The sequence below is a fragment of the Actinoplanes palleronii genome, from assembly GCF_016862315.1.
GTDB classification, from domain to species: domain Bacteria; phylum Actinomycetota; class Actinomycetes; order Mycobacteriales; family Micromonosporaceae; genus Actinoplanes; species Actinoplanes palleronii.
Window position 1 is genome coordinate 1 of record NZ_BOMS01000118.1, and the last position, 13,148, is coordinate 13,148.

General features: G+C 70.8%; 9 protein-coding genes. 2 read left to right on the forward strand and 7 right to left on the reverse strand.

Annotated features, from left to right (window positions below):
- Positions 1-45: 45 nt before the first annotated feature.
- Both Apa02nite_RS35870 and Apa02nite_RS35875 read right to left on the reverse strand, forming a co-directional pair.
- On the reverse strand, positions 46-1,143 hold the full coding sequence (locus Apa02nite_RS35870; RefSeq protein WP_203829011.1) for a branched-chain amino acid aminotransferase: 1,098 nt from the start codon (positions 1,141-1,143) through the stop codon (positions 46-48).
- A gap of 130 nt (positions 1,144-1,273) precedes the next feature.
- Entirely contained in the window at positions 1,274-2,299 is a 1,026-nt protein-coding gene (locus tag Apa02nite_RS35875) for a 3-isopropylmalate dehydrogenase (RefSeq protein WP_198170600.1), read from the reverse strand.
- 396 nt (positions 2,300-2,695) lie between these two features.
- Between Apa02nite_RS35875 and Apa02nite_RS35880 the strand changes: the two genes are divergently transcribed.
- The gene (locus tag Apa02nite_RS35880) at positions 2,696-3,034 is read left to right on the forward strand and encodes a hypothetical protein (protein ID WP_083970974.1); all 339 of its coding nucleotides are present in this window, start codon (positions 2,696-2,698) and stop codon (positions 3,032-3,034) included.
- Between the two features lie 248 nt (positions 3,035-3,282).
- Here Apa02nite_RS35880 and serA read toward each other — a convergent pair whose 3' ends face one another.
- The 5 genes from serA to Apa02nite_RS35905 form a co-directional block, all read right to left on the reverse strand.
- Positions 3,283-4,851, reverse strand: coding sequence for a phosphoglycerate dehydrogenase (gene serA, locus Apa02nite_RS35885; RefSeq protein WP_203829012.1), 1,569 nt, complete (start codon positions 4,849-4,851; stop codon positions 3,283-3,285).
- A 115-nt stretch (positions 4,852-4,966) separates the two neighbouring features.
- Positions 4,967-5,980: a ketol-acid reductoisomerase gene (gene ilvC / locus Apa02nite_RS35890; protein WP_203829013.1), complete on the reverse strand. Its 1,014-nt coding sequence runs from the start codon at positions 5,978-5,980 to the stop codon at positions 4,967-4,969.
- Between the two features lie 34 nt (positions 5,981-6,014).
- Positions 6,015-6,533 carry an acetolactate synthase small subunit gene (ilvN, locus tag Apa02nite_RS35895; protein WP_014447226.1) on the reverse strand — a complete coding sequence of 173 codons (519 nt, stop codon included), beginning with the start codon at positions 6,531-6,533 and terminating at the stop codon, positions 6,015-6,017.
- On the reverse strand, positions 6,530-8,356 hold the full coding sequence (locus Apa02nite_RS35900) for an acetolactate synthase large subunit (RefSeq protein ID WP_067685676.1): 1,827 nt from the start codon (positions 8,354-8,356) through the stop codon (positions 6,530-6,532). The genes ilvN and Apa02nite_RS35900 overlap by 4 nt, the downstream gene beginning before the upstream one ends.
- 150 nt (positions 8,357-8,506) lie before the next feature.
- A complete protein-coding gene (locus Apa02nite_RS35905; protein ID WP_373873082.1) occupies positions 8,507-10,867 on the reverse strand; it encodes a putative bifunctional diguanylate cyclase/phosphodiesterase in 2,361 nt (786 codons plus the stop codon).
- 101 nt (positions 10,868-10,968) lie between these two features.
- On the opposite strand from Apa02nite_RS35905, the gene ilvD reads away from it, so the two are divergent.
- Positions 10,969-12,816 carry a dihydroxy-acid dehydratase gene (ilvD, locus tag Apa02nite_RS35910; protein WP_203829015.1) on the forward strand — a complete coding sequence of 616 codons (1,848 nt, stop codon included), beginning with the start codon at positions 10,969-10,971 and terminating at the stop codon, positions 12,814-12,816.
- The last annotated feature ends 332 nt before the right edge of the window (positions 12,817-13,148 follow it).

Genomic DNA, 13,148 nt, shown 5'->3' on the forward strand with positions numbered 1-13,148 from the left:
AAGCGGTGCGAAGCACCCCTGAGGACCAGCCGGGACCGCGAGCGGTCAGAGGACCTTGTGGACCCAGTGGAACGGGTCGGCGGCGCGGCCGCGCTGGATGTCGACGAGTTCCTTGCGGAGACCCATGGTGACCTCGCCCGGGCCGCCGTCGGCGATGGTGAAGTCGCCGTCCAGACTGCGGATCACGCCGATCGGGGTGATCACCGCGGCGGTGCCGCAGGCGAACGCCTCACGGACCCGGCCGGAGGCCGCGCCCTCGCGCCACTCCTCGAGGCTGATCGCGCGCTCCTCGACGCGGCGGCCGGCCCGCTCGGCCAGCTTGATCACCGAGTCGCGGGTGATGCCGGGCAGGATCGTGCCGGTCAGCGGCGGCGTCACCAGGGTGCCGTCGTCGAGGACCAGGAAGACGTTCATGCCGCCGAGCTCGTCGACGTATTTGCGCTCCACCGCGTCGAGGTAGACGACCTGGTCGCAGCCGTGCTCGATCGCCTCGGCCTGCGCGGAGAGGCCGGCCGCGTAGTTGCCGCCGCACTTGGCCGCGCCGGTGCCGCCGGGAGCCGCGCGAGTGTAATCCGGGGTGACCCAGACCGACACCGGCTTGACCCCGCCGGAGAAGTACGGCCCCACCGGGGACGCGATGACCAGGTACAGATATTCCATCGCCGGGCGCACCCCGAGGAAGACCTCGCTGGCATAGGCGAACGGCCGCAGGTACAGGCTGCCGTCCTCACCCTCCGGGATCCACTTCCGGTCGATCGCGATGATCTCGTGCAGCGACTTGAGGAAGATCTCCTCGGGCAGCGCCGGCATCGCCATCCGCTGCGCGGACAGGCCGAACCGCTTGGCGTTCGCGTCCGGGCGGAACATCGCCACGCCACCGTCCGGCGTCGTGTACGCCTTCAGACCCTCGAAGATCTCCTGCGCGTAGTGCAGGACGGCGCTTGCCGGATCCATCGGGATCGGCGCGCGGGCCTCGACCCGTGGCTCGTACCAGCCCTTACCGTCGGCGTAACGCACGGTGACCATGTGGTCCGTGAAGATCCGGCCGAATCCGGGATTGGCCAGCATCGCAGCACGGTCGGCGTCGGACACCGGAGCCGGGTTCGGGCGGATCTCGAAGTCGAGGTTGTCACCACCGCTCATGACGAGGGGACCTGCTTTCTGCGGAGAAGATAAGCATGCGTGGGGGCACCGTGGTGCGCCCACGAATCTACCCCGAACGGTCGTTTAAACAACCGACCGCTCGGGGCTTGGGTGAAGAGTGTGCGGCCGCTCAGACGGCGGCGGCGACCCGGTCGCCGACCTCGGCGGTACGCAGCGGCGCGCCCGGCGTGCGGGACGCGACCTCGGCCGCGACCGCCTCGGTTACTCGCGCGGCCTCGTCGTGCTTGCCGAGGTGCTCCAGCAGCAGGGCGGCGGAGAGGATCGCGGCGGCCGGGTCGGCGATGCCCTGGCCGGCGATGTCCGGCGCGGAGCCGTGCACCGGCTCGAAGGTCGACGGGTACGTGCGCTCCGGGTTGACCGAACCGCTGGCCGCCATGCCGATGCCACCGGTGACGGCGGCGGCGATGTCGGTGAGGATGTCGCCGAACAGGTTGTCGGTGACCACCACGTCGAACCGCTGCGGGTTGCTGACCATGAACATGCTGGCCGCGTCGATGTGCTGGTATTCCGTCGTCACGTCGGGGAACTCCGCGGCGACCGCGGCGAACGTGCGCGACCACAGGTTGCCGGCGTGGGTCAGCACGTTGGTCTTGTGCACCAGGGTGAGGTGGCGGCGGTCGCGGCGCTGCGCGCGGTCGAACGCGTCCCGGACGACCCGCTCCACGCCGTACCGCGTGTTCAGGCTTTCCTCGGTGGCGATCTCGGCGGGGGTGCCCTTGTGCAGGACGCCGCCGGCGCCGACGTAGAGACCCTCGGTGCCCTCGCGGACCACCACCATGTCGATCTCGCCGGGCTTCACGCCGGCCAGCGGGCTGGTGGTGCCGGGCCAGAGCTTGGAGGGGCGGAGGTTCACATACTGGTCGAACTCGAAGCGGAGCTTGAGCAGCAGACCGCGCTCCAGCACGCCCGGCGGCACGCTCGGGTCGCCGATCGCGCCCAGCAGGATCGCGTCGTGCCCGGCCAGCTCGTCCTGGACCGCCTGCGGGAGGACCTCGCCGGTGCGGTGGTAGAGGCGGGCGCCCAGGTCGTACTCGTTGTACTCCACACCGGGCAGCACAGCGTCGATGACCTTGCGGGCCTGCGCGGTCACCTCGGTGCCGATGCCGTCGCCGGCCACTACCGCGATCCGCGCCACGCTCACGTCGACTCCCCTTGCACCCGTCCCGACAATCACCACACACGGTAACCCTTGATCCCGAAGCACGGAACGCGAGTCCCAAGGATTGAACTCCCGGCCGCCGGGCGATCGGCCCCGGACGCAACACAGCCCCCGAACCGCGGCAAACGGTCACGGGGGCTGTGGCGACGAGTACGCGTGGCTCGGTCCCGCCAGAAATCCCACCGCCCGGCCCGCGAACAGACAGCATCACCCGAAGACGCGCCTGCCGAGGGACGTGCGGCGGGAACAACGCTAGCGATGCGGACGGAAGGCGCGCAAGACGCGTCCCCGCGTGTCGGCCCACGGGTTCTCAACCTCAGGCCTTCGTGATGGCACCATGCGCCGGTGAGTTTCGACCTAGTGGTGTGGGCGATGGACCCCGCGGCGGCGCCGGACCAGGTGCGCGCCGCCAACGAGCAGTGCGCCGCGGGCGTGCATCCGCTGCGCCCGGCCGACCCGCGTGTCGTGGCCTTCTACGACGCGCTGACCAGCAGCTATCCGGATCGGGGCCCGCGCGCGGCAGCGCCCGGCTCACCGTGGGCGACCGCACCGCTGCACGCGGCCGCGGACCACATCCAGATGCGGCTGGACGAGAACTGCCCGGACGTGGTGCTGGAGACGATCGAACGGCTGGCCGGCGAGCTGAACCTGGACCTGCTGGACCTCCAGGACGGCACGGTCTACCCACCCCCGGTCCGCTCCGCCCGCTAGTCACCGGATCGGCTGGTCCTCAGGGGTGTCTCCGCGATGCGGAGACACCCCTGAGAGCCAGCCAACACCGAGAGTCGCGCTGCGGCCGGGAGTGGCGGCGGCCTCGCGTGGTGAGCGACGCGGGGCGGAAGGCGCGCCGCGGTCCGGTGCGGGCGCGGTGCCGCGGCGGCCTCACGGGCGGGACTCGGCTCGTAGCCTACGGACGAGCGCTGGCACATTCGTACCAAAATTGGGTTGGCCGTCAGCCCTCAGTCGGCCCGGAGATCGACAGCCGCCGTGTGTGAGGAGCCGATCTCGGTGGCGACCGTGGCCAGCAGCTCCGGGTCGACGCCGGAGTCGACGGTGAGGGTCATCAGTGCCTCGCCGCCGGCTGCGCGCCGGGCCACCTGCATCGCGGCGATGTTGACGCCGGCCCGGCCCAGCGTGGTGCCGATCCGGCCGACCACGCCGGGACGGTCCCGGTAGCGGAAGAACACCAGTACGCCGTCGGCCGGCAGGTCCAGCTCGAAGCCGTCCACCTCGACCAGCTTGGTGCCGGCGCCGGCCACCGCGATCGTGGTGCCGTCCGCGAGCGCGCCGCGCACCACGATCAGGCTCGCGTGCTCGCCGGCCTCCTCCGACGTGGCCAGCTCCACCTCGACCCCGCGGTCCGCGGCCAGCTGCGGCGCGTTGACGTAGGTGACCCGTTCCTCGACCACCGGGGCGAACAGCCCCTTCGTGGCGGCCAGCCGGAGCACCGTGACGTCGTGCACGGCCACCTCACCGCGCACCTCCACGGTGACCCGGGCGGCCACCCCGCCGGCCACCGCGGTGAACACCCGGCCGAGCTTCTCGGCGAGCGGCAGCAGCGGCGTCACGTCCTCGTCCACCGCACCGCCGGCCCGGATGTTGACCGCCTCCGGGACGAACTCGCCGCGCAGCGCCAGCCGGACGCTGTGTGCCACCGCGAGCCCGGCCTTGTCCTGCGCCTCGACGGTGGACGCGCCCAGGTGCGGGGTGACCGTCACCGAGTCGAAGGCGAACAGCGGTGACGAGGTCAGCGGTTCGGTCTCGAAGACGTCGAGCCCGGCGCCGGCCACCCGGCCGTCAGCTATCGCGTCGGCCAGCGCCCGCTCGTCGAGCAGGCCGCCGCGGGCCGCGTTCACGATCCGTACGCCGGGTTTGACCGTGGCCAGCTCCTTCTCCCCGATCAGGCCGACCGTCTCCGGGGTGCGTGGCAGGTGCACCGAGATGAAGTCGCTCTCCCGCAGCAGCTCGTCCAGGGACACCAGCCGCACCCCGAGCTGGGCGGCGCGGGCCGGCTGCACGTACGGGTCGTACGCGATCAGGTTCGTCCCGAAGGCGGCCATCCGCTGCGCGACGAGCACGCCGATCCGGCCCAGCCCGACCACGCCGACGGTCTTGCCGTAGACCTCGACCCCGGCGGTGCGTTTCCACCGTCCGGCCTTGAGGGCCGCGCAGGCGCTGGCGGTGTTGCGCGCCGTGGTCAGCAGCAGCGCCACCGCCTGCTCGGCGGCCGAGATGATGTTGCTGGTGGGCGCGTTCACCACCAGCACACCCCGCGCCGTGGCGGCCGGGATGTCGACGTTGTCCAGCCCCACTCCGGCCCGCGCGACGACGCGCAGGTGGGGTGCGGCGTTCAGGGCCTCGGCGTCGATCCGGGTGGCGCTCCGGACGATCACCGCCTCGGCCTCGTGCAGTGCGCTCAGCAGCGCCGGCCGGTCCGTGCCGTCCACCGTTTGCACATCGAATTCGGTGGTCAGCACGTCGAGAGCGGCGGGCGCCAATTCCTCGGTTACCAGGACGACGGAAGTCATGGCCCTCCATCCAGGTTCGTCGGCATTGACAGACCTGGATGATACGGATTTTCGGCGCACCCGGTTCAGCCACGAAAAACGCCCGGCCGTCGGCCGGGCGTCTCTCAGCGCTGGATCAGGCGGTTTCGGTGATCGGGCGGTCCACCCAGCTCATCATCCCGCGCAGCTTCGCGCCGGTGATCTCGATGGGGTGCTTGGCAGCCTCCTCGCGGAACTTCTTGAGCTCCGGCGCGCCGGCGTCGTCGTCCGCGATCAGGCGACGGGTGAACTCGCCGGACTGGATGTCGGCGAGGATGTTCTTCATCTCCGCCTTGACCGACGCGTTGATCACGCGCGGGCCGGAGACGTAGTCACCGAACTCGGCGGTGTCCGAGACGCTGTACCGCTGGCGCGCGATACCGCCCTCATACATGAGGTCGACGATCAACTTGAGCTCGTGCAGGCACTCGAAGTAGGCGATCTCGGGGGCGTAGCCCGCCTCGGTCAGCACCTCGAAGCCGGTCTGCACGAGCGCGGACGCGCCACCGCAGAGGACGGCCTGCTCGCCGAAGAGGTCGGTCTCGGTCTCTTCCTTGAAGGTGGTCTTGATGACGCCGGCCCGGGTGCCGCCGATCGCCTTCGCGTAGGAGAGCGCGAGCGCCTGGCCGTCGCCGGTCGGGTCCTGCTCGACCGCGATCAGGGCGGGCACGCCCTTGCCGTCCACGTACTGACGGCGGACCAGGTGACCCGGGCCCTTCGGTGCGACCATGGCAATGGTGACGTCGGCCGGGGGCTTGATCAGCTCGAAGCGGATGTTCAGGCCGTGGCCGAAGAAGAGCGCCTTGCCGGCGGTCAGGTTCGGCTCGATCGACTCGGCGTAGATCTTGCGCTGCGCGGTGTCCGGCGCCAGCACCATGATCACGTCGGCCCACGCGGACGCCTCGGCCGGAGTCTTCACGGTGAGGCCCTGCTCCTCGGCCTTCGGGCGGCTCTTGGAGCCCTCCTGCAGGCCGACCACGACCTCGACACCCGAGTCACGCAGCGACAGCGAGTGCGCGTGGCCCTGGCTGCCGTAGCCGATGACGGCGACCTTCTTGCCCTGAATGATCGACAGGTCGGCGTCGTCGTCGTAGAACACTTCGGCGGTCATGAAATCCTTCTTCTCTGTGTTCGGTGGTGTAGAGCTAGGCGGCACGGAGCGCGGGGCCCGTGGTGATCGAGCGGGAACCGCGGCCGATGGCCACGAGGCCCGACTGGACCATCTCCTTGATGCCGTACGGCTCGAGGTCGCGCAGCAGCGCATCCAGTTTGTCGGGATTACCGGTGGCCTCGATCGTCAGGGTGTCCGGAGCGACGTCGATCACCCGCGCCCGGAACAGCTCGACGGTCTCCAGTACCTGGCTGCGCTGCGCCCGATCGGCACGCACCTTGACCAGCAGGAGCTCGCGCTGGACCGACTGGGACGGGTCCAGCTCCACGATCTTCAGGACGTTCACCAGCTTGTTGAGCTGCTTGGTGACCTGCTCCAGCGGAGAGGAATCCGCGTTGACCACGATCGTGATGCGGCTGACGTCCGGGTTCTCCGTCTCGCCGACCGCCAGGGAGTCGATGTTGAAGCTGCGCCGGGAGAACAGGCCACTGACCCGGGCGAGGACACCCGGCTTGTTCTCGACCAGCACGGACAGCGTGTGTTTGTTTGTCACAGGTCGTCCTCTTCGAAGGTCGGGCGCACGTCCCGGGCGAACATGATCTCGTCGTTGCTCGTGCCGGCCGCGACCATCGGCCACACCATGGCGTCCTTGCCGACCGTGAAGTCGATGACCACCGGGGCGTCGTTGATCTCCATGGCCTGCTTGATGATCTTGTCGACGTCGTCCTTCGACTCACACCGCAGGCCGATGCAGCCGAGTGCCTCGGCCAGCTTCACGAAGTCCGGGATCCGGTGCTTGTGGGTGCCCAGCTCGGTGTTGGAGTAGCGGCCCTCGTAGAACAGGGTCTGCCACTGCCGGACCATGCCCAGGTTGCCGTTGTTGATCACGGCGATCTTGACCGGGATGCCCTCCAGCGCGCAGGTGGCCAGCTCCTGGTTGGTCATCTGGAAGCAGCCGTCACCGTCGATCGCCCAGACCTCGGTCTCCGGCCGGCCCACCTTGGCGCCCATCGCGGCCGGCACCGCGTACCCCATGGTCCCGGCGCCGCCCGAGTTCAGCCAGCTGCCCGGCTTCTCGAACTGGATGAACTGGGACGCCCACATCTGGTGCTGACCGACACCGGCGCAGTAGATCGCGTCCGGGCCGACGAGGGCGCTGATCCGCTCGATCACGTACTGCGGTGCGAGGGTGCCGTCGGTCGGCTCGTCGTAGCCCAGCGGGTACCGCTCCCGCAGGTCGTTGAGCGCGGCCCACCAGGACGGGTACTGCTCGACGCCGCCGGACGTGTGCGACACCGCCGCGATCAGCTCGTCGATCACGTGCCGGGCGTCGCCCACGATCGGGACGTCGGCGTGCCGGTTCTTGCCGATCTCGGCCGGGTCGATGTCGGCGTGCACCACCTTGGCGTCCGGCGCGAACGAGTCGAGCTTGCCGGTGACCCGGTCGTCGAAGCGGGCGCCCAGGGTGACCAGCAGGTCGGCCTTCTGCAGGGCGTAGACCGCCGGGACCGTGCCGTGCATGCCGGGCATGCCCAGGTGCTGCGGGTGCGAGTCGGGGAACGAGCCGAGCGCCATCAGCGTGGTGACCACCGGCATGCCGGTCAGCTCGGCCAGCTTGCGCAGCCCGTCGGTGGCGCCGGCCTTGAGCACGCCGCCGCCGACGTACAGCACCGGGCGGCGGGCCTGCGCGATCAGCCGGGCCGCCTCGCGGATCTGCTTGCCGTGCGGGTGCAGGGTCGGGCGGTAGCCGGGCAGGTCCAGGGTCGGCGGCCAGGAGAAGATGGTCTGCTGCTGCTGGACGTCCTTCGGGATGTCCACCAGGACCGGGCCGGGCCGGCCGGTGAGCGCCAGGTGGAACGCCTCGGCCATGATCCGCGGCAGCTCCTCGGGCGTCTGCACGAGGAAGTTGTGCTTGGTGATCGGCAGGGTGATGCCCTGGATGTCCGCCTCCTGGAAGGCGTCCGTGCCGATCGACGGGCGGGACACCTGACCGGTGATCGCCACGATCGGCACCGAGTCCATGTACGCGTCGGCGATCGCGGTCACCAGGTTCGTCGCGCCCGGGCCGCTGGTCGCCATGCAGACGCCGACCTTGCCGGTGGCCTGCGCGTACCCGGTGGCGGCGTGCCCGGCGCCCTGCTCGTGGCGCACCAGGATGTGCCGGACGCTGGAGTCGAACAGCGGATCGTACGCCGGGAGGATCGTGCCGCCCGGGATCCCGAACACGACTTCCACGCCCAGAGCCTCGAGCGAGCGGACAAGTGCGCCGGCACCCGTCGTGGCTACCGGAGCGGTAGCGACCTGACCGGCCGCGGCCGCGGCGACGGTGGCCGGAGTGGCTCGATGGGCGAGGGATTCTGGCGTGGGTCTCGTCATGGCAATGTCAGCCTTTTCAAGTCGGCGTCCGGTACTTGAGCAACAAAAAAGGCCCACGTGCAGTTGCACGGGACCTAGCGCACCCTCTGTCGCTGTGTGGCGACTGAGTGGTGCGCTCAGATAAGTACTCGGGACGCGAAGCACATGCGGCTAACCTTGCCCCATCTCACGGCCTGAGTCAACTGATCCCACATTTTGATCACCGGCCGACGACGCGAACTCCGGATCGGTCGGCAGCAACGCTCTGAGCTGCCGCATTCCCGGTCCGAGCCGTACCACTTGACTTCGGGCCGTCGCGTCCTTCGGCGGTCCGGAACGCGGCGCCGGGAGCGGTCGCGGACCCGTCGGGCGCAGCGACTGCAGGCGTGACTCGAAGTGTTCGGCCGGCACTCCCCAGCCGAACAGCGAGCCCTGACCCAGCCGGCACCCCGCCTCCTCGACCACCTCCCGCTGCGCCGGCGTGCCGATCCCCTCGGCCAGCACCTCGAGCCCGAGCCGGTGACCCAGCCGGACCACCACGTCGACGAGCGGCGCCGCGGTGCCGGTCCGGGACTCCGGCTCGGCCACCAGCGCGTGATCGATCTTCAGGATGTCCACCGGGAGGGTGCGCAGCTGGGTGAGCGACGAATACCCGGCGCCGAAGTCGTCGAGCGCGATCCGCACCCCGGTCTCGCGCAGCTGGGCGAGCCGGCCGACCAGCTCCTCCATGTCGGTGGCGACCGCGTGCTCGGTCACCTCCAGCACCAGCCGCTGCGGCGGGACGCCCAGCTCGGCCAGGATGTCGGCGACCTGGGCGGCGTAGTCGGCGTTGTGCAGCTCCTTCGGCGACAGGTTCACCGACATCCAGATGTCGTGGCCGGCCGCCAGCCAGTCGGCGAGCTGCCGGCAGGCCTGCTCCAGCACCCAGGCGCCGATCCGGTTGATCAGGCCGGACTCCTCGGCGACCGGGATGAACTCGTCCGGCCGGACCGGGCCCAGCTCCGGATGGGTCCAGCGGAGCAGCGCCTCGGCGCCCACCGGCCGCATCGACGGCAGCGCCACCACCGGCTGGAACACCAGGCGCAGCTGGTCGCGGTCGATCGCGTGGCGCAGCTCCCCGGTCAGCGTGCCACGGCGGCGCAGCAGCTCGTCGTAGCCGGCCTGGTACTGCTCGACGCGGTTCTTGCCGCGCTGCTTCGCGTACCGCAGGGCCAGGTCGGCGTCGTGCAGCAGCTCACCGGTGCTGGCGACACCGACGCTGGCGGAGAGGAAGATCTGGCCGCCGTCCACCTCGTACGGCTCGCCCAGCACCGCGAGCAGCCGGTGCGCGGCAAGCACCGCCTCGTCCGGGTCGCCGTGCATCAGTACCGCGAACTCGTCGCCGCCCAGCCGGGCCGCCACGTCACCGGCGAGCAGATTGCGCTTGAGCCGGTCGCCCACCTCGGTCAGCACCGCGTCGCCGACGTCGTGCCCGCGCAGGTCGTTGACCGTCTTGAAGCCGTCCATGTCGATGCCGAGCAGCGCCTTGCGGCCCTCGCCCGCCACGCGCAGGGCGAGCTGCAGGCCACGGCGGTTGGCCAGGCCGGTCAGCGGGTCGGTGTGCGCCAGGTCGCGGAAGTGCTTCTCCCGCTGGCGCAGCTGCACGGTGTAGCGCCGGACGTCGTCCAGCGCCAGGAACTGCCGGGCGACCAGGGCCAGGCCCTCGACGCTGATGCCGAAATACCCGTACGCGTCGAGCGAGCCGCCCCGGGCCAGGTGATAGCCGAGCGCCGTGATCACGCCGAGCATCGGGACCACCGCGTACGCCCCGCCGCGCTCCAGCACGTCACCGGTCACCTGAACCGGCCGGTCGGCGGCACGGACCGCCCAGGCCACCGTGATCAGCCCGGCGCTGAGCAGCAGCACCGAGGCCAGCACCAGCCCGTCGCGCTCCCGGCAGATGCCGCCGGACAGCCCGGCCGAGGCGATCGCGGTGAGGCTCACGCCCGCGCCGACCCACACGGTGTAGCGCCGCGGCCGGTGCGCGTGCAGCGCCAGCACCCCGGTCAGGCCGAGCCCGAGCACGGCCAGCACGGCCGGGAGGATCACCGCGACGCACGGGTACGGCGTGGAGTCGCCGAGGATCCGGGTCGGCTGGGCCACCAGCACCCAGCCGACGAACCAGATCGCCGCCGCGATCACCAGGCCGTCCAGCACGTGCCGGAGAGCGGCGGCCGGGCCGCGGGCCGCGCCGGGCAACGCCACTGTGCCGGCCAGCAGGGTGAGCGTGCCGATCGCCATGCCGCCCGCCATCGCGGTGGCCAGGGTGCGGCTCCCGGACGTCACGTCGTGCCGGTGTTCGGTGAGCAGCGCGGTGGCCAGGCCGGCCAGCGCGGCCGCCGTGATCAACGCCCCACCCGCGGCCAGCAGCAGGTGCGCCCGGCGGGCCGCACCGGTGTGCCGGCGACCGGACTGTCCCAGCAAGGCGACCGCCGGGACCGCGGCGAGCAGGCCGGCGAGGCCCGCCAGCTCCATACCGGACGGTGAGTTCACGGACACACTCTGCCGGATCTCCATCGATAACAACACCCCTGCCGTCCCGAGCTGTGGACGTACGTGGCAGTCCCGCCCCAGGCCGGTGGCACTATGGGGGAATGCCTGAGCTGCGCTCCCGGACTTCGACCCACGGTCGCACCATGGCCGGCGCGCGCGCCCTGTGGCGCGCCACCGGCATGACCGACGACGACTTCGGCAAGCCGATCGTCGCCATCGCCAACAGCTTCACCCAGTTCGTACCGGGGCATGTGCACCTCAAGAACATGGGCAGCCTGGTCGCCGAGTCGATCTTCGAGGCCGGCGGCATCGGCCGTGAGTTCAACACGATCGCCGTCGACGACGGCATCGCGATGGGCCACGGCGGCATGCTCTACTCCCTGCCCAGCCGCGAGCTGATCGCCGACGCGGTGGAGTACATGGTCAACGCGCACTGCGCGGACGCCCTGGTCTGCATCTCGAACTGCGACAAGATCACCCCGGGCATGCTGATCGCCGCGCTGCGGCTGAACATCCCGACGGTCTTCGTCTCCGGCGGCCCGATGGAGGCCGGCAAGACGGTGGCCATCGAGGGCATCGTGCACGAGAAGCTCGACCTGGTCGACGCGATGAGCGCCGCGGCCAACGACAACGTCACCGACGAGCAGCTCGACACGATCGAGCGCTCGGCGTGCCCGACCTGCGGCTCGTGCTCCGGCATGTTCACCGCCAACTCGATGAACTGCCTGACCGAGGCGATCGGCCTGGCCCTGCCCGGCAACGGCTCGACGCTCGCCACGCACGCGTCCCGCAAGGCCCTCTTCCAGGAGGCCGGCCGGCTGATCGTCCAGATCGCCAAGGAGTATTACCAGAACGACGACGAGTCGGTGCTGCCGCGCTCGATCGCCAGCCGGGACGCGTTCGAGAACGCGGTCGCCCTCGACGTGGCGATGGGCGGCTCCACCAACACCGTGCTGCACCTGCTGGCCGCGGCCCGCGAGGCCGAGCTGGACTTCAGCGTGGCGGACATCGACGCCGTGTCGCGCCGGGTGCCCTGCCTGGCCAAGGTCGCGCCGAACAGCCCGAAGTACCACATGGAGGACGTGCACCGGGCCGGTGGCATCCCGGCCCTGATGGGTGAGCTGCACCGGGGCGGGTCACTCAAGACCGACGTCCGCTCGGTGCACTCGCCGTCGCTCTCCACCTGGCTGGATAAATGGGATATCCGCGGCGGCTCACCGTCCGAGGAGGCGCTCGAGCTGTTCCACGCCGCGCCCGGCGGGGTGCGCACGGTCGAGCCGTTCAGCACCGAGAACCGCTGGGCCAAGCTCGACACCGACGGTGAGGGCGGCTGCATCCGGTCGGTCGAGCACGCGTACACCGTCGACGGCGGCCTGGCCATCCTCTTCGGCAACCTCGCCCCGGACGGTTGCGTGGTCAAGACCGCCGGCGTCGACGAGTCGATCTGGAAGTTCACCGGCCCGGCCCGGGTCTACGAGTCCCAGGACGACGCGGTCACCGGCATCCTCGGCAAGCAGGTCGTCGAGGGCGACATCGTGGTGATCCGCTACGAGGGCCCGCGCGGCGGCCCCGGCATGCAGGAGATGCTCTACCCCACGTCGTTCCTGAAAGGCCGCGGCCTCGGCAAGGCCTGCGCGCTGATCACCGACGGCCGCTTCTCCGGCGGCACCAGCGGCCTCTCCATCGGCCACGTCTCCCCCGAGGCGGCGTCCGGCGGCCTGATCGCCCTGGTCGAGACCGGCGACGAGATCGTCATCGACATCCCGGGCCGCAGCATCACCCTCAACGTCCACGACGACGTCCTCGCCCAGCGCCGCCACGAGCAGGAACGCCGCGCCAAGCCGTATTCCCCGGTCAGCCGCGAGCGCTCGGTCTCCGCGGCCCTGCGCGCCTACGCCTCGATGGCCACCAGCGCCAGCGACGGCGCCTACCGCCGCGTCCCGGAGTAACCAGCTCCCCCAGAAACGCCCGGCAGCAGATGTCCCGCTGCCGGGCGTTCGCTTTCCCCCAAGACCGCCATTTTCCGGTACGTATACGGAGCGACCGCCCGCAGACTACAAGCCGAGTCCCGCCCGTGAGGCCGCGCGACCTCCGCGCACCACCGGGCCGCAGCGCGGCCCCGCTCCCGGCTGGGTCCGAAGCTGCGTGGGGAGTTTGGGCGCGGAGCGAACCGCAACTCCCCACACAACAGGCACCCCGGGACTGCGTGGGGAGATTCGGCGCGGAGCGAACCGCAACTCCCCACACAACAGGCACCCCGGGGCTGCGTGGGGAGATTCGG

Bases quoted from the DNA above. Each gene is read 5' to 3' on its own strand.
- Apa02nite_RS35870 (WP_203829011.1), bottom strand. From the start codon at position 1,143: ATGAGCGGTGGTGACAACCTCGACTTCGAGATCCGCCCGAACCCGGCT.
- Apa02nite_RS35880 (WP_083970974.1), top strand. From the start codon at position 2,696: ATGGACCCCGCGGCGGCGCCGGACCAGGTGCGCGCCGCCAACGAGCAG.
- serA (WP_203829012.1), bottom strand. From the start codon at position 4,851: ATGACTTCCGTCGTCCTGGTAACCGAGGAATTGGCGCCCGCCGCTCTC.
- ilvC (WP_203829013.1), bottom strand. From the start codon at position 5,980: ATGACCGCCGAAGTGTTCTACGACGACGACGCCGACCTGTCGATCATT.
- Apa02nite_RS35900 (WP_067685676.1), bottom strand. From the start codon at position 8,356: ATGACGAGACCCACGCCAGAATCCCTCGCCCATCGAGCCACTCCGGCC.
- ilvD (WP_203829015.1), top strand. From the start codon at position 10,969: ATGCCTGAGCTGCGCTCCCGGACTTCGACCCACGGTCGCACCATGGCC.